Annotated in this window: 15 protein-coding genes; 10 read left to right on the top strand and 5 right to left on the bottom strand. The window is 69.4% G+C overall.

The window, feature by feature from the left end:
* Positions 1–17 precede the first annotated feature (17 nt).
* The 4 genes from BST13_RS32630 to BST13_RS32615 all read left to right on the top strand — a co-directional run bounded on the left by BST13_RS32630 (position 18) and on the right by BST13_RS32615 (position 4,024).
* Positions 18–860 (top strand): PaaX family transcriptional regulator C-terminal domain-containing protein, encoded by an 843-nt coding sequence (locus BST13_RS32630; protein ID WP_083169542.1) that lies wholly within the window; start codon positions 18–20, stop codon positions 858–860.
* A complete protein-coding gene (locus BST13_RS32625) occupies positions 857–2,035 on the top strand; it encodes a saccharopine dehydrogenase family protein (RefSeq protein ID WP_083169540.1) in 1,179 nt (392 codons plus the stop codon). Before BST13_RS32630 ends, BST13_RS32625 begins: the two co-directional genes overlap by 4 nt.
* A gap of 85 nt (positions 2,036–2,120) precedes the next feature.
* Positions 2,121–3,692, top strand: coding sequence for an MBL fold metallo-hydrolase (locus BST13_RS32620; RefSeq protein WP_083169538.1), 1,572 nt, complete (start codon positions 2,121–2,123; stop codon positions 3,690–3,692).
* Positions 3,689–4,024 carry a PH domain-containing protein gene (locus BST13_RS32615; protein ID WP_083169536.1) on the top strand — a complete coding sequence of 112 codons (336 nt, stop codon included), beginning with the start codon at positions 3,689–3,691 and terminating at the stop codon, positions 4,022–4,024. Before BST13_RS32620 ends, BST13_RS32615 begins: the two co-directional genes overlap by 4 nt.
* Before the next feature lie 10 nt (positions 4,025–4,034).
* Here BST13_RS32615 and BST13_RS32610 read toward each other — a convergent pair whose 3' ends face one another.
* A complete protein-coding gene (locus BST13_RS32610) occupies positions 4,035–4,850 on the bottom strand; it encodes a DUF5718 family protein (RefSeq protein ID WP_083169534.1) in 816 nt (271 codons plus the stop codon).
* 119 nt (positions 4,851–4,969) lie between these two features.
* Between BST13_RS32610 and BST13_RS32605 the strand changes: the two genes are divergently transcribed.
* Positions 4,970–5,653 carry a hemerythrin domain-containing protein gene (locus BST13_RS32605; RefSeq protein WP_245839899.1) on the top strand — a complete coding sequence of 228 codons (684 nt, stop codon included), beginning with the start codon at positions 4,970–4,972 and terminating at the stop codon, positions 5,651–5,653.
* A 3-nt stretch (positions 5,654–5,656) separates the two neighbouring features.
* Here the strand turns inward: BST13_RS32605 and BST13_RS32600 are convergent, their stop codons facing one another.
* Together BST13_RS32600 and serS are read right to left on the bottom strand one after the other, a co-directional pair.
* The gene (locus BST13_RS32600) at positions 5,657–8,974 is read right to left on the bottom strand and encodes an ATP-binding protein (RefSeq protein ID WP_083169532.1); all 3,318 of its coding nucleotides are present in this window, start codon (positions 8,972–8,974) and stop codon (positions 5,657–5,659) included.
* Positions 8,975–8,987: 13 nt separating this feature from the next.
* Positions 8,988–10,247, bottom strand: a complete 1,260-nt coding sequence (gene serS / locus BST13_RS32595) for a serine--tRNA ligase (RefSeq protein ID WP_083169602.1) — start codon at positions 10,245–10,247, stop codon at positions 8,988–8,990.
* A 135-nt stretch (positions 10,248–10,382) separates the two neighbouring features.
* Between serS and BST13_RS32590 the strand changes: the two genes are divergently transcribed.
* The 3 genes from BST13_RS32590 to BST13_RS32580 all read left to right on the top strand — a co-directional run bounded on the left by BST13_RS32590 (position 10,383) and on the right by BST13_RS32580 (position 12,485).
* On the top strand, positions 10,383–11,810 hold the full coding sequence (locus BST13_RS32590; RefSeq protein WP_083169530.1) for a septum formation family protein: 1,428 nt from the start codon (positions 10,383–10,385) through the stop codon (positions 11,808–11,810).
* 3 nt (positions 11,811–11,813) lie between these two features.
* Positions 11,814–12,164, top strand: coding sequence for a metallopeptidase family protein (locus BST13_RS32585; RefSeq protein WP_083169528.1), 351 nt, complete (start codon positions 11,814–11,816; stop codon positions 12,162–12,164).
* 132 nt (positions 12,165–12,296) lie between these two features.
* Positions 12,297–12,485, top strand: a complete 189-nt coding sequence (locus tag BST13_RS32580; RefSeq protein ID WP_083169526.1) for a hypothetical protein — start codon at positions 12,297–12,299, stop codon at positions 12,483–12,485.
* Positions 12,486–12,491: 6 nt separating this feature from the next.
* Here BST13_RS32580 and BST13_RS32575 read toward each other — a convergent pair whose 3' ends face one another.
* Entirely contained in the window at positions 12,492–13,178 is a 687-nt protein-coding gene (locus tag BST13_RS32575; protein ID WP_083169524.1) for a histidine phosphatase family protein, read from the bottom strand.
* A complete protein-coding gene (gene pheA, locus BST13_RS32570) occupies positions 13,175–14,101 on the bottom strand; it encodes a prephenate dehydratase (RefSeq protein WP_083169522.1) in 927 nt (308 codons plus the stop codon). Before pheA ends, BST13_RS32575 begins: the two co-directional genes overlap by 4 nt.
* Before the next feature lie 128 nt (positions 14,102–14,229).
* Between pheA and BST13_RS32565 the strand changes: the two genes are divergently transcribed.
* Positions 14,230–15,012: a DUF2470 domain-containing protein gene (locus BST13_RS32565; protein ID WP_083169520.1), complete on the top strand. Its 783-nt coding sequence runs from the start codon at positions 14,230–14,232 to the stop codon at positions 15,010–15,012.
* A gap of 31 nt (positions 15,013–15,043) precedes the next feature.
* On the top strand, positions 15,044–15,805 hold the full coding sequence (locus tag BST13_RS32560; RefSeq protein WP_083169518.1) for a CPBP family intramembrane glutamic endopeptidase: 762 nt from the start codon (positions 15,044–15,046) through the stop codon (positions 15,803–15,805).
* Positions 15,806–15,947 lie beyond the last annotated feature (142 nt).

Genomic DNA, 15,947 nt, shown 5'->3' with positions numbered 1-15,947 from the left:
TTACGATCGTATACGTTATGAACGAAATATCGACCCGCGTGCTGCTCGAGAGCATGGTGCGCGCCGACGCCACGATCGACACCGGCGATCTGTACGCGGTGGGCAACGCACTCGGCATGACCGACCAACAGGTCCGGCTGTGCATCCGACGCGCCGTGACCGAGGGGCAGTTCACGCAAGAGGGCCGCGGCAGGCGGGCACTGCTGCGGGCGAGCGCCGCGTTGCGCAAAACCCTCGATCCCGACGTGGAGTTCGTCCGGTACGCCTACGAGCAGGACGGTGGACACGCGCCGTGGGATGGGCGCTGGCACCTGGTGGCCTTCGCGATCCCGGAATCCCTGCGCCCGGCCCGCGACGCGATGCGCGACGGCATCGTGCGACTCGGCGGTGCCCCGATCCAAGGCGGTCTGTACGTATCGGCCAACCCGTGGGAGCCCCACGTCACCACGCTCGTGGCCGAACTTGATGTGGCCCAGTATGTTTCGCAACTGACCACGACGGATCTCACCGTCGGTGAGCACACCGCGCCACAGCAGATCGCAGCGCGACTCTGGCCGCTTGACGATATCGCGGCTCGGCACCACCGCCTGCTGGAACTCAGCCGTACCTGCGACGCGGCCCTGCGCGACCATCTGCCCGGGACCGAACGCGTGCGCATCGGTATCGAATTGGCGATCGAGTTCACCCGGGCCATGGAGCCCGATCCCCTGCTCGCGCCAGAATTACTGCCACAACCGTGGATCGGCGCGACGGCCAGAGCCGCGTTCGCTCACTGTTGGGCACGGTTGAGCGCGTTGGCCGACGCCACCGCGCCCGCACTCTTCACGCGCTACCACGACACCCTCGCAGGGAGACCATGAAGCTGGTGGCGCTCGGCGGCGCGGGCGCAATGGGAGCCACTGCCGTCCGAAAAGCCAGCGCGCTCAACATCTTCGAGGATATCGTCGTCGCCGACCGGGACCACGCAGGTGCTGCGGCGCTCGCCCGTACCGTCGGCGTGCGCGCGCAGCCCATCGACGTGACCGACGTGGCAGCGTTGCACGCCCTGCTCGCCGAAGCCGACCTGGTCATCAACACCGTCGGCCCGTACTACCTGTTCGGTCCGACCGTGCTGCGGGCCGCGATCGACACGCGCACGCACTACGTCGACATCTGCGACGACTGGGAGCCGACGCTGAGCCTGCTCAACCTCCATACCGCCGCACACGCGGCCGGGGTGACCGCGATCATCGGCATGGGCGCCAGTCCCGGGGTGTCGAATCTGCTGGCGGCGCTTGGTGCCGACCAACTCGACACCGTGCACGACATCTGCACGGCGTGGCCGGTGGACCCACCCGGGGCAGGCGTGCTGACCGATGCGGACGCCGCGTTGCTACGGGACGACGGACAACCGTCGGCGGCCGTCGTGCACTGGATGCAACAGCTCAGCGGCACGGTCGCGGTGGTGCGCGGCGGCCATGTCAGCCACGAACCACCGCTGCGACCGGTCCGGCTGCGACTGCCCGGCGGGCGAACGGGCACGGCCTACACCGTGGGACACCCCGAACCCGTCACACTGCACCGCACCCTGCGGCCCAGCGGTGATGTCGTCAACGCCATGGTCCTGCGCCGCTCCACAGCCGCCTACCTCGACGTGTTGCGGACCGACATCGACCGCGACCGCATCGACATCCACACCGCCGCCCGACGGCTGGCCACCCCCGGTGGCTGGACCGCGCTGCGATCAGCCGCCCGCACCCACCGCTTCGAGTCACCCGGCGAGCTGCCGCCGTTCTTCGCCGCGCTCACCGGTACCCGCGGCGGAGAACGCCGCCGAGTGCTGGCCCGGCTGACACCCGCCGGGTTCCCACCCGGCATGGCCGAGGCGACCGGGGTCCCGCTCGCCCTCGGTGCCGCCCAGATCGCAACCGGCCTCGCGACCGAGCCCGGCGTGCATCCCCCCGATGCCGTCATCGACCGCGACGCGTTCTTCGCCGGTCTGGCCGCGCACCTGGGCATAGGACTGGCCGAGTGCCTGGTCGTCGAGTCGTACTGACACCGCTGGCCAGCGGCGCTTCGGCGCGTCGCCGGATTCCGGCTAGGCTGGCTGGCGCTCCATGTTCTGAATCGAAAGGCTATTCGTGCAGGTCACAAGCGTCGGACATGCCGGCTTCCGGATCGATACCAGGGCCGGCAGCATCTTGTGCGATCCGTGGGTCAACCCGGCGTACTTCGCGTCGTGGTTCCCGTTCCCCGACAACAGCCAGCTGGATTGGGCGGCGCTCGGCGACGTCGACTACCTCTACGTCTCGCATCTGCACAAGGACCACTTCGACCCGGAGAACCTGCGCCGCCACGTCAACAAGGACGCCGTGGTGCTGCTGCCGGACTATCCCGTGCCGGACCTGCGCCGCGAGCTGGAGAAGCTGGGCTTCCACACGTTCTTCGAGACCACGGATTCGGTCAAGCACACCGTCAGCGGGCCCAAGGGCGACCTCGACGTCATGATCATCGCGTTGCGGGCCCCCGCGGACGGCCCGATCGGCGACTCCGGACTGGTGGTGTCCGACGGCGTCACGACCGCGTTCAACATGAACGACGCCCGGCCGGTCGACCTTGACGTGCTGCATGCCGACTTCGGCCAGATCGACGTGCACATGCTGCAGTACTCCGGCGCCATCTGGTACCCGATGGTCTACGACATGCCCGAGCGGGCCAAGGAGGCCTTCGGTATCCAGAAGCGCCAGCGCCAGATGGACCGCTGCCGCCAGTACATCGCCCAGGTCGGGGCCACCTGGGTGATCCCGTCGGCCGGTCCGCCCTGCTTCCTGGACCCGGAGCTGCGCGACCTCAACGACGACCATGGCGACCCGGCGAACATCTTCCCCGACCAGGTGGTGTTCCTCGATCAGATGCGCAGCCACGGCCATGACCGCGGCCTGCTCATGGTGCCCGGGTCGGTCGCCGATTTCACCGGCTCCGAGCTGAACGGGCTCAGCCATCCGATCGAAGACCCCGAGGCCGTGTTCACCACCGGCAAGGCCGCCTACATCGAGGACTACGCCCAGCGGATGGCCCCCGTGCTGGCCGCGGAGAAAGCCGGCTGGGCGCCCGCCGCCGGAGAACCGCTGCTCGAACCGCTGCGTGCGGTCTTCGAACCGATCATGCTGCAGTCGGACCAGATCTGCGACGGCATCGGCTACCCGGTCGAGCTGCGCCTCGGCGCCGAGACGGTGGTGCTGGACTTCCCGAAACGCTCTGTGCGCGAACCGATTGCCGACGAGAAGTTCCGCTACGGATTCGAGATCGCGCCCGAGTTGGTCCGGACGGTGCTGCGCGACAACGAGCCGGACTGGGTCAACACCATCTTCCTGTCCACCCGCTTCCGGGCCTGGCGCGTCGGTGGCTACAACGAGTATCTGTACACGTTCTTCAAATGCCTCACCGACGAGCGGATCGCCTACGCCGACGGCTGGTTCGCCGAGGCGCACGACGACACCGCCACCATCACGCTCGACGGCTGGGAGGTGCAGCGGCGCTGCCCGCACCTGAAGGCGGACCTGTCGAAATTCGGTGTGGTGGAAGGAAACACCCTCACCTGCAACCTGCACGGCTGGCAGTGGAACCTGCAGAACGGCAAGTGCCTGACCACCAAGGGACACGAGTTGAGGTGCGCACGCGAGGAGCAGAAAATGCCGGACGCCAAGTTGTGAGCGCACCGCACCAGTACTACGACGACGGTCTGATCCAGTTGGACCGTCAGGCGATCACGTTGCGGCGCTACCACTTTCCGTCGGGCACTTCGAAGGTCATCCCGCTGCGCGACATCCGCACCTACAAGGCCGAGTCGCTGAACATGCTGCACCGCTTCCGGTTGTGGGGCAGTTCGGATCTGCGCCGGTGGCTGCCGTTGGATGTCGGGCGGCCACTGCGGTCGACCCTCGTGACTCTCGAGATCGACGGATCCTACTGGCGGCCGGCTTTCACCCCGGCCGATCCGGAGAAGTTCACCCAGATGCTCGACGAGGTGCTGCACAAGGCGTGACCACGAGGGCTCAGCTGTCCGAAACCACCTGTCGCAGTTCGGATGCCGCGTCTGTCACGGTGTCGTAGACCCGCACGATGGCCTCGTCGCCCGGCTTGAGGAAGGTCGACTCTCCCAGCGGCGTGTAGCGGGTCGCGCCGATGCCGATCAGCACGTTGCGCGGATGCCCGCTGGCCACCATCAGGGCGCCGACATCCTCCAACGGCGTGTCCGCCGAACCCTTCTGGTTGGCCAACCGCTCGACAATCCAGTCCAGCAGCACCTCGCCGTAGTACGAATAACCGACCAACGGGGAGTCGACGCCATAGGCGTGCTGCTCACCGTCCCCGTCCCGCAGGAAGCAGACCAACCGCATGGTGGCCGTCGGGCCGTCGGGGGTCAGGTCACTGATGTCGAAGAACTGCGGCGCAACGCCTTTCGATGCCGGGCCCCAGTTCTTCTTGTAGCTGATCTTGGGGGCACCGGGCCGCCGGATCGAGCAGTCGTTGAACGCACCCAGCGCGAACGGCTCCAACCGCACCACGGTGTCGCCGTTCCACACCACCCGGCAGGCGACCCCGACCTCGGGTTCGATCTGCAGGTTCAACGGCCCGTTGCTCTCCCCCGCGGCGGGCAGCACGATGGCGTCGTTGGACAACGGGAACTCGCCGAGGAAGTCGTCGCGGCCAGGTGCGTACCACGGGAAAATACCTTTGGGCGCATAGCCTTCGGTGACGACCTTGACGAAATCACCGGCCTCCCCCGCCTGCTCGAGATGGCCGGCGAAGTTACCCGCCACGCCGAACCCAAACCAATTCCGCAGCTCGGCAAGGTCGATATCGATCATGGCTGCAACCCTACTGTGGGCGCGACAAGCCGGTGACAAGTCGTGCTTAAGTGGCCGCCGTCAGGCTGTTCTCCGACATTGCACCCAGAGTCCGAGCACCCAGTCCGAGGAGTACCGCCGTGCCCACCACCGTCACCGTCGAACCCCGCCGCGCGGGCGACCCCGCACCGGATCTGCTGGGCATCACCCTGGCCCACCGCGCCATGCTGGCGGATCTGACCCGCCTGACCGAGCTGGCCATGGCGGTCCGCGACCGTGACGTGATCTGCACGCCCGGCCGGGCCCGCGCCATCTCGCGCTATGTGGAGATGCTCTGCGATTCGATCCATCACCACCACAGCACCGAGGACACCGTGCTGTGGCCGGTCATCCAGGCCAGCGTGGGCAGCCACTTGGACCTCAGCGAGCTGACCGACGACCACGCCGCGCTGGATCCGCGGCTGGACCAACTGCGCGCGCGGGCCGCGGCGTTCCGGTTGTCGATGGGCGACCGCCGGGTCGCCGGTCTGATGGCCATCGAACTCGCCGAGCTCTCGACACTGCTGACCGACCACATCAACGACGAAGAGATGGAAGTGTTTGCGCTGATCAGCGAGCACGTCTCGGTGGCGGATTGGACGGCTGTGGAGGCCGCCGCCCGGGACGGCGCGCGGATGTCGTTCGACGGGCCCCGGTCGCTCGCGGTGATGACCGACGACGAGCGCACCGAGTTCGCGCAGCACGCGGGTCTGGGGCTGCGGATCCTGCTCGCCGCGCTGCGGGTGCGGCACCGTCGGCTGGAACGGGCCGTCTTCGGCCGGTGACGCTCAGTCGATGAAGCGCCGGGCCTCGGCCGCCAGCCGGTCGCGCAGCGCCGCGGCGAATTCGCGGTAGCCGCGGGCCTCATCGGGCCGGCCCAGCGCGTCGGCGGCCGCGGCGAGGGCGTCGTCGACCGGGCCGACCATCAACCCGTCGACGCCGAGTCCGGCGATCCGGCCGGAGTAGGGCATCAGTTCCGCCGCCCGCGCCCGGATTTCGTCGACGTCGCCCAGCGCCACCGCGGCATTGACCCGCAGCACGGTGAACGGCAGCCAGAAATAGGCCCGCTCGATGGGCCCGCGGTCCTGCCACAGCCGACGGGCCTCCGCCTCGCGATCGCGCGCCGCCAGCGCCAGCACCGCCGCATCCAGCGCGGCGACCGACACCTCGCGATAGAAGAACACCAGCTCGTCGGCCAACAGACCAAGATCGCCGAGGCAGAATTCACCCGTCACCCGGCCCACCATCGCGAGCTTGGCCCCGTTGGCGGCGCCGTTCTCCACCATGCGTGCCGCCAGGTCGGTGTAGGCGCTCACCGCCTCGTCCAGGCGTCCCGCCAACAGGTACATGCGGGCACGGAACAGGCCGAGCACCCCGAGCAGATGAACGAGCTGGCCCGTACCGGCCCGCGCCACCGCGAGGTCGACGTGCCGTTTGGCGGCCTCCAGATCGCAGCGATTCCCGGCCGCCAGTGAGAGCAGCCAGTGCGCGACCGCTTGATAGTCGGCCTGCTCGGCGGCTTCCGCGGTCTGTAGCAGCTCGGCGGCGATCGATTCGCGCTCGGCGTCGAGGTCGGGCCCCAGCGAGCAGTAGGCCCGGACGTTGAGCGCTGTACAGAGCAACCGCCCCGACGACTCCGGCTGCTCGGCGTACACGCGGCGCGCCAGGTCCAGCAGTTCGGTGCTGGCCGCCAACGCACCATCGGGATCGGTGCCCTCCAGTTCCACGAACAGCGCCTTGAGCAGCTTGATCCGGTCGACCGTGCTGACCTCGCCCGCCAGCATCCGGCGCAGCCGCCCGATCATCTGTTCGTCGGATTCGTCGTACTCGCGGTCGCGCCACACCAGTGGGGTGTCCCACGCGGTGAGGACGCGCACGGTCAGGTCGTCGCGGGACTTGTCGGACAGCAGCTGCAGCGCGGCCTTCAGTTCCACCCGCGCCGCGACGGCGTCGCCCGACTGCGCCAGCGCGGAGATCAGCCCACAGCGGACGTCGATCTCGCGCTCCACGGCGGCGGGCTCGGGCTGCAAGCGGCGGCTCGCGGCCAGTTCGAGCATCTGCAGCGCCGCACGCCACTGCCTGGCCGCCTCGGCGTGGGCGCCGACCGAATCCGCCTCGCCGGCCGCTTCGGTCGCGAAAGCTGCAGCGGCCAAGGCGGTTTGAGCGGTGGCAGACGCGACGGCGTGATGTGCCAGGGCGGCCGGGTCGGCCGAGCGGCCGGGCGCGGTGAGCAAGTCCAACGCCGCGGCATGCAGCCGGGAGCGACGCAGCTTCGAGGTGTCTTCGTAGAGCGTGTCGCGCACCAGCGCGTGGGCGAACCGCAGCCGGCCCGGGACGGGCTCGTCGAGCAGACCGAGCAGCACGGCCGGCTCCAGCGCATCGAGGAGGTCGTCGGGATCGCCGCGGCCGAGTTCGGCAAGCAGGTCGACGTCGATGTCGCGTCCCAGCACAGCAGCTTGACGCAGCGCCGTCACCGTCGGGCCCGGTAATCGGGCGAGCCTGCGGCGCAACACATCTCGAACACCCACCGGCACCGAGGCCCGTACCGCATCCGGGCCCTCGGCGGCCATCAGCCGGGCCAGCTCCCGCACGAACAGCGGGTTGCCGTCGGTGCGCTCCCGCAGCAGCCGCAGGGCTTCTCCGCTGACGGCGACCAGTCCGCAGTCGGCGGCCAGTGTGGCCGTGGCCGCGGCGTCCAGCCCGCCCAGCATCAGGTGCGCCGCGGTGTGGACCGTCAGCGCCGCGCGCGCCACCTGCAGCTCGCCGCGGTCCTCCGACGGGCGATAGGTACCGATCACCAGCACCCGGCACCCCTTGATCCGGTCGGTCACCAGCCGCAGCAGTTCCAGCGTCAGACCGTCGGTGCGGTGCAGATCGTCGAGCACGACGGCCAGCGGCTGGCCGTCAGCGACCCCGCTCACCACGTCGGCAACCGCCTGCCCCAACCAGAACGTCCCTGCCTCGGTTGCCGCGCCGTCGTGCAGCAGTGGGGCCAGTACGTGCCGGTCGTCCAAATGCACAGCGGGGTCGACCAATTCGCGCAGTACCTCGGTCCACGCCCAGCCTGCCGGCGCCCCGTCGACCTCAGGGCAGCGGCCATGCACCGTGCGCCATCCCGCTGCCCGCAGCCGCGCCGCGGCGGCCTCTGCCAGGGTGGTCTTGCCGGAGCCCGCCTCACCCCCGATCCACAGCACCGCGCGCTCGCCCGCGGCGACGGACCGCGCAGCGTCATCGATCGCGGCCAACTCTTCGGCGCGGCCGTACGCCGACCGATCCGGCCGGTCGGTTGCCGCGAACTGCGTCGCCGGCTCCGGGCGCGGTTGCGGCTGCGAGGGTTCCAGATGATCGGCGTGACGCAAGATGTCGCGCTCGAGATCGCGCAACGCCCGGCCCGGCTCCAGTCCCAGCTCGTCGACCAGATGTTCGCGGGTGCGGCGCAGCGCCTCCAGCGCGTCGGTCTGCCGTCCGGCCCGGTACAGCGCGGTGGCCAGCACGGCCGCGGCGCTCTCGCGCCCCGGGCAATCCCCCACATGGCGTTCCAGCGCCGCGATCGCGGTGCCGTACCTGCCGAGCTCGACCAAGGCGGCGGCGTGGCATTCCACCGCGGCCAGTCGCAATTCGTTCAGCCGGGCCACCTCCGGCGCGGCCCACAACGCGTCGCCGACGCCCGCGAACGGGTCGCCCGCCCAGTCGGCCAAAGCCTCGTCGAGCAGGCACACGCGCTGTTGCGGGTCCGATTCTTCATATGCCGCAGTGACTTTCGCCTCGAACCGCCACGAGTCGACGGCGTCGACCGGAAGCCGCAGGCAGTATCCGGGCGCGGCGCTCACCAGGACACTGGCCGGGGCCCGGCGCTGCCGCCCCGGCTCGAGGACACGCCGCAGATGCGAGACGTAGACCTGCAGCGCCGACAACGCCTTGGGCGGCGGCTCGCCTTCCCAGAGATCGTCGATGAGCCGGTCCACGGACACGGTGTGCCCGTGCGCCGTCACCAACCGGGCCAGCAGCGCGCGCTGCAGTCGGGCCCCGAGATCGACCGGTGCGTCACCGACCCAGGCTTGTACCGGGCCGAGCACGCTCACCCGCACGGGGTCCACCGCAGTCATGGCCGCGGTGTGACTACTTCGCCGGCTCCAGCACCGCGGTGCCGACGAACGGCACCAGGGCTTCGGGAACCAGCACGCTGCCGTCGGGCTGCTGGTGGTTCTCCAGGATCGCCACCAGCCAGCGGGTGGTGGCCAGCGTCCCGTTGAGGGTGGCGGCGATCTGCGGCTTGCCGTTCTCGTCGCGGTACCGCGTGGCGAGCCGCCGCGCCTGGAACGTCGTGCAGTTGGACGTCGAGGTCAGCTCGCGGTAGGTCTGCTGAGTGGGCACCCAGGCCTCGCAGTCGTACTTGCGTGCCGCTGACGAGCCGAGATCCCCTGCGGCGACGTCGATCACGCGGTAGGGCACGTCGATGGCGGCCAGCATCTGGCGCTGCCAGCCCAGCAGCCGCTGATGTTCAGCCTCGGCGTCCTCGGGCTTGCAGTAGACAAAGCCTTCGACCTTGTCGAACTGATGCACCCGGATGATGCCGCGGGTGTCCTTGCCGTAGCTGCCCGCCTCGCGGCGGAAGCACGACGACCAACCGGCGTAGCGCCGCGGGCCGGCCGACAGGTCGAGGATCTCGTCGGAGTGGTAGCCCGCCAGCGGCACCTCGGAGGTGCCGACCAGGTACAGGTCGTCGGCCTCCAGCCGGTACACCTCCTCGGCGTGCGCACCGAGGAAACCGGTGCCCGCCATGACCTCTGGGCGTACCAGGACCGGCGGGATCATCAGTGTGAACCCGTTGGCCACAGCCAGCTGGGCGGCCAGCTGCAGCAGGCCGAGTTGCAGCAGCGCGCCGTGCCCGGTGAGGAAGTAGAACCGCGAGCCCGAGACCTTGGCGCCGCGTTCCATGTCGATCAGGCCGAGGGCCTCGCCGAGTTCCAGATGGTCCTTCGGGTTCTCGATGGCCCGGGGTTCGCCGACCGTGTCCAGCAACACGAAATCGTCCTCGCCACCGGACGGCACACCGTCGATGACGACGTTGGCGATCGCCATGTGCGCGGCGGTGAAGGCCGTGTCGGCGTCCGCCTGCGCCGCCTCGGCGGCTTTCACCTGCTCGGCCAGATCCTTGGCCTTCTCCAGCAGGGCCGGGCGCTCCTCCGGGGAGGCCTTGCCGACCAGCTTGCTGGCCGCCTTCTGTTCGGCGCGCAGATTGTCGGCGGCCGACACGGCCGCCCGCCGCGAGGCGTCGGCGTCCAGGAGTGCGTCAACGAGCGCGGGATCTTCACCGCGGGCCCGTTGCGAAGCGCGAACGATGTCCGGATTCTCGCGCAGCAGCTTGAGGTCGATCACGGGCGCAACCATACTTTTCGCCGACGCCTGCCGTGCATCCGAGGTAGCCGATACCTGCTCCTCAGCCGTCGGCAAGCACAACCACATAACGTTACAACCGCATCACTTGTCACATGGCCTGACACGCCTGTCACAATGGACGCGATGTTGGAGGCACCCGAGCAAGACGATCTGCTCCCCTACCGGACCGATGATGATCGGAAGTGGGGGAAGTGGTGGAGCAGTTTGCACGCCGCGTCGGCGCGACGTGTGCTGTTGCTGACGGCGCTGGGTGGCCTCCTGATCGCCGGACTGATCACGGCGTTCTCGCACGGCACGGGATCTGAGACCGGGCTCAGCGCGGGCTCGATCTCGCTGGGGCCCCGCGGCAACGACACGTTCGATCACGTCAAGCCCGGCGACTGCTTGAACTGGCCGGGCACCAACCCCGACGCCGCCCACATCGTGGCCTGCAAGGACGAGCACCGCTTCGAGGTCGCCGAGTCCATCGACATGAAGACGTTCCCCGGCACCGAGTACGGCCCCAACGCCGCGCCGCCGTCGAAGGAACGCGTCGCGCAGATCAGCCAGGAGCAGTGCACGCCTGCCCTGCGGTCGTACCTGGGCCCCAAGTTCGACCCGAACGGCAAGTTCACCATCGGCCTGCTGTGGTCCGGTGAGAAGGCCTGGAAGCAGTCCGGTGAGCGACGCATGCTGTGTGGCCTGCAGTTGCTCGGTCCCGGCGACACCCAGCTGCCGTTCCGGGGCAACGTGGCCGACATCGACCAGTCGAAGGTGTGGGCCGCGGGCACCTGCCTGGGCATCGACCCTGCCACCAACCAGCCCACCGATGTACCGGTCGACTGCGCAGCGCCGCACGCCATGGAGGTCACCGGCGCGGTGAACTTGGCGGAGAAGTTCCCCGGCGGCCTGCCTGCGGATCCCGATCAGGACTCGTTCATCAAGGACAGCTGCACCAAGCTGACCGACGCCTACCTGGCGCCGGTGCAGCTGCGCGCCACCACGCTGGCGCTCAGCTACAGCACCATCTCGCTGCCCAGCTGGTCGGCGGGCAGCCACCAGGTGTCCTGCAACATCGGCGCCACCCTGGGCAACGGCGGCTGGTCCACCCTGGTCAACAGTGCCAAGGGCCAACTGCTGATCAACGGGCAGCCGCCCGTCGCACCGCCGGACATTCCCGAGGAGCGGCTCAACCTGCCGCCCATCCCCATGCCCGACACCTCGTCAGCCGGATCGCAGTCGTCGAGCTCGCAATCGGGATCCTCGAGCTCCGGGTCGTCGAGCTCGCAGTCCGGGTCGTCGTCGAACTCGTCGGGTTCATCGTCGTCGAGCAACCAGACCCAGCACATGCCGCAGCAGCCGGCAGCCAGCACGGCCGCGCCGGCACCGGCGTCGAACACCAACCCGCCGCCACCTGCCGCACCGCCAGCAGGCGACCAGCCCGCGCCGGCACCCGCCCCGGCGGGCGACGCACCGCCACCGGCTCCCGCCGCTGGCCAGCCCGCGCCCGGGCCGGCACCGGGACCGGCACCCGAGGTTCCGCCCGCACCGCCGGGACCGTGATCCGTGGCCGCGCGGATGCGCCCGCAACGGTTTGACGAGCTGGTTTCCGACGCCCTGGATCTGATCCCGCCTCAGCTGGCGGCCGCGATCGACAACGTCGTGGTGCTGGTCGAGGACCGCAATCCTGACGAGCCCGACATTCTCGGTCTCTACCAGGGCGTCGCGCTCACCGAGCGGGACTCCTGGTATGCCGGGTCACTGCCGGACACCATCACGATCTACCGCGACGCGATCCTCGACATCTGCAGCAGCGAGGAAGAGGTGGTCGACGAGGTGGCGATCACGGTGATCCATGAGATCGCGCATCATTTCGGGATCGATGACGAGAGGCTCCACGAGCTGGGGTGGGGATGACCAGAAAGCTGGGGATGAGCGCTTGCGCGAAGACCAGAAAGCTGGGGATGAGCGCTTGCGCGAAGACCAGAAAGCTGGGGCTGACCCGCGCGGCAACCACACGGTGTCGGTCCACGGTGCTATGAACGGGCCATGAGCATCCAGTGCCGAGATTGTCTGGCCGGGCTGGAGCACTGCCACGGCACGGTCATCCACCACGTCCGGTACCGCGCGGAGTGCACCGACGACGGCTGCACCACACCGGAATCCGCACACACCTTCAGCATCGATTGCGAGTCGATCGGCTGCCCGTGCGGCCGCGACATCGCGTTGGCGATCTAGCTCCGCTCAGCCCATCGGGTCGGGTGCGCGCAGCGCCTCTTCCGTCGGCCGCACGGCCGGTTCGGGGTAGAACGGCGGGGTCAGCTGGGCCCATTGCACGCAACTCCACCGCCCTTCGGTGACGGGCGCCAGGACCACTGACTCGGTGTTGCCCAGGTGATGGTCGAGCGCGAATCCACCGTCGACGCCTGCGAGTACCGCGGCCACCAAGCGGATGGCTGCGCCGTGGCTGACCAGGACGATGTCGCCGGTGAAGGCGTCGTCGTCGAGGTAGCGCAGCCGCAGCTGGGTGAGCACGGGAACGTACCGGTCGAGCACGTCGCTGGCGCTCTCGCCGCCGGGCATGGCCAGGTTCAGATCGCCGCGATGCCAGCGCTGGTAGATGCCGTTGAACTCGGCGATGGCCGCGTCGTCGTTGCGGTTCTCCAGCTCGCCGACCTGGACCTCGTGGACGCCCTCGAACTCGTGGGGTTTGAGTCCCACCTCGCCCGCGATGCCGGCCGCGGTCTGGGCGGCCCGACGGGCCACCGAGTGGGCGACGATGTGTGGGCGGTTGCCGAGCGCCCCGGCGAACTGCCGCGCCTGGTCGCGGCCGAGGTCGGTGAGCTCAGCGCCGGGCGGCCGGGTGTCCAGGCGCCGATCGACGTTGCCGAGAGACTGGCCGTGCCGGACGAGTATCAGCCGTCCGCTCATGCCGTTCCTCCACGCAGCCGCGTCAGCCACTGCGAAGCCTCGTCGAGTTGCGGGGGCAGTGCGCCCGCCGCCGATCCAGTCGGCCAGGAACCCAGATATCGCACATCTGCACAACGACGGAAGAGCGCTTTGAGTGCCTCGGCGACCGAATCGTCGTCGATGTGCCCGACGCAGTCGAGGAAGAACATGTACGTGCCCAACTCTGTTCTGGTGGGACGGGATTCGATCCGGGTCAGGTCGATGTCGCGGATCGAGAGCTCGGTCATCGCCGCGACGAGCGCGCCGGGCACGTTGTCGAGCCGCAGCACCACCGAGGTCCGGTCGGCGCCGGTCGCGGGCGGCGGCGGGCCGGGCTGTCCGGCGAGCACGAACCGGGTGCGGGCATTGGCCTCGTCGACGACACGGTCGGCCAGCACGTCGAGCCCGCAGCGCTGCGCGGCCAGTCGGGTGCTCACACCGGCGTCGACGCGGCCTTCGGCGACGTCGTGCGCGGCCGCCGCGTTGGAGGTGGTCGGTACCACCTCGGCGTCGGGAAGGTTGGCCGCCAACCAGCGACGCACCTGCGCCAGGGCAACCGGGAAAGCGGCCACCGTCCGGACCGGGCCGGTGTGGCCTGGTCGGGTGACGATCGTGAATGCGACGTCGAGCGTGAACTCGGCGTAGATCTGCAACGGGCTGCCTGCCGCGAGGCTGTCCATGGTCTGCAGCACCGAACCCTCGATGGAGTTCTCGATCGGGACGCAGGCGTAGTCGGCCGCGCCGTCGCGCACCGCTGCCAGCGCACCCGGTGTGGTGTCGGTCAGGACGGGCGTGAACTCGGCTTTGCCGTCAGGGATGCCGGGGATCAGCCCGGCGGTCACCATCTGCAGTAACGCCGCTTCGGTGAAGGTTCCTTCGGGGCCGAGATAGGCGATGCGCAGCACGGTGCCAACCCTATCGGTTCGGTCACCGGGACCCGCCCGGCGAAAGGGTAAGGCTTGCACTTTCGCCACAGCCAGTTAAGTTAGGCTTACCTCACTAACGATGACACGTAGCGACGAAAGGCGGCGAGATGGCCCCAGCGGCACCGACGACAGCTGAACGAATCCGCAGCGCCTGCGCACGAGGCGGGGGCGCCATGCTTGCCGTCGAGGGCATCGAGCCGGTGGCATCGCCCGTGCACCACTTGCTCGACGACGGTTCGTTCGCCATCACCGTGCCTGCCGCCGGTCCGGTGAGTTCGGTGCTGACGTCGTCCGGCTCGGCCGGCGTGCAAGCCGTCCTCGAGCTCACCGACTACGCGCCGCTGCCCCTGCGCGAACCCGTCCGCTCACTGGTGTGGGTCCGCGGCTGCCTGCAGCAGGTGCCCGCCGAGACCGTTGCGCCCCTGTTGGACCTCATCGCCGCCCAAGACCCGAATCCTGCGCTGCTTCAGGTGAACACCGGATCCGAGACGGCTGACGACAGCTACGCTCTGCTGCGCCTGGAGATCGAGTCGGTGGTGGTGGCCGACTCGACCGGCGCGGAGTCCGTCGCACTGGGCGCACTCCTGCAGGCCCGCCCAGACCCGTTCTGCACCATGGAATCCTGCTGGCTGCAGCACATGGAATCGGCCCACCGCGACGTGGTCGAACGCCTGGCAACGCGGCTGCCGATGGCGCTGCGCCAGGGCCGGGTGCGGCCGCTGGGCCTGGATCGCTACGGCGTGCAGCTGCGCGTCGAGAATGCCGACGGCGATCACGACGTGCGGCTGCCGTTCGCCAAGCCGGTCGATGACGTCACCGGTCTGAACCAGGCGATCCGGATCCTCATGGGCTGCCCCTTCCTCAACGGATTGCGCGCCCGGCGCGTCTGACCCCTCGCGAACGACGGCTACCGTTGCTCCGGTGACCGCGGCCCCGTCCACCGACCCACAGCGGCGCGGGCTGCGCATCGAGATCGCCGTCGTCCTGGCCGTCACGTTCGGACTCAGCGCGTACACCGCGCTGCTGAAGCTCACCGAGGCCGTGCTCCTCGGACTGTCCGGCCAGAAGATCACGCTCAACCCGAAACGCTCGCCGTTCGACCTCATCGACCTGGGCCTGCACCTGGCAGGCATCGTGCAGCTGCTGGCCTGGGGAGCCCTGGCGCTGTATCTGTTGTGGCGCAGCGGTTTCAGCCCACGATCGATCGGCCTCGGCCGGCCGCGGTGGCGCGCCGACGGGCTGGGCGGGCTCGGACTGGCCGCCCTGATCGGCCTTCCCGGGCTGGCGTTGTACGCCGCGGCGCGGCTGCTCGGCCTGTCCGCGAATGTGGAACCGGCCGAGCTCTACGACACCTGGTGGCGCATCCCCGTGCTGATCGGCGCGGCCTTCGCCAACGGCTGGGCCGAAGAGATCATCGTGGTGGGGTTCTTGCTGACGCGGCTGCGCCAGCTCGACATCAGCCCTGGCCGCGCCCTGGTGATCTCAAGCCTGCTGCGTGGCGCCTACCACCTCTACCAGGGCTACAGCGCCGGCGTCGGCAACATCGTCATGGGCCTGGTGTTCGGCTACGCCTGGCAGCGCACGGGCCGGCTGTGGCCGCTGATCATCGCGCACACCATCATCGACTCCGTCGCGTTCGTCGGTTACGCACTCGTCGCGCGCCATCTGGGCTGGTTGCAGTAGCCGAAGGCGTCCGGCACGTACATTTTTCCTGTGGACGACAACCGGTACCCGCCGCCACGGCCCCGCCGTGAGCCGTCGCAGGTGATCCGGCGCGATCCACATCACCGGCCCGCCTGGCCGCCCAATCCACCCACACCGTCGC

Origin of the sequence: Mycobacterium aquaticum, assembly GCF_002086485.1 — a bacterium.
Taxonomy (GTDB): Bacteria; Actinomycetota; Actinomycetes; order Mycobacteriales; family Mycobacteriaceae; genus Mycobacterium; species Mycobacterium aquaticum.
The sequence above is the reverse complement of the archived record's forward strand: the minus strand, read 5'-3'. Positions and strand labels throughout refer to the sequence as shown.

Excerpts from the sequence above, each read along its gene's own strand:
- BST13_RS32630 (WP_083169542.1), top strand. The coding sequence starts at position 18 with ATGAACGAAATATCGACCCGCGTGCTGCTCGAGAGCATGGTGCGCGCC.
- BST13_RS32625 (WP_083169540.1), top strand. The coding sequence starts at position 857 with ATGAAGCTGGTGGCGCTCGGCGGCGCGGGCGCAATGGGAGCCACTGCC.
- BST13_RS32610 (WP_083169534.1), bottom strand. The coding sequence starts at position 4,850 with ATGATCGATATCGACCTTGCCGAGCTGCGGAATTGGTTTGGGTTCGGC.
- BST13_RS32600 (WP_083169532.1), bottom strand. The coding sequence starts at position 8,974 with ATGACTGCGGTGGACCCCGTGCGGGTGAGCGTGCTCGGCCCGGTACAA.
- BST13_RS32590 (WP_083169530.1), top strand. The coding sequence starts at position 10,383 with ATGGACGCGATGTTGGAGGCACCCGAGCAAGACGATCTGCTCCCCTAC.
- BST13_RS32580 (WP_083169526.1), top strand. The coding sequence starts at position 12,297 with ATGAGCATCCAGTGCCGAGATTGTCTGGCCGGGCTGGAGCACTGCCAC.
- BST13_RS32575 (WP_083169524.1), bottom strand. The coding sequence starts at position 13,178 with ATGAGCGGACGGCTGATACTCGTCCGGCACGGCCAGTCTCTCGGCAAC.
- BST13_RS32565 (WP_083169520.1), top strand. The coding sequence starts at position 14,230 with ATGGCCCCAGCGGCACCGACGACAGCTGAACGAATCCGCAGCGCCTGC.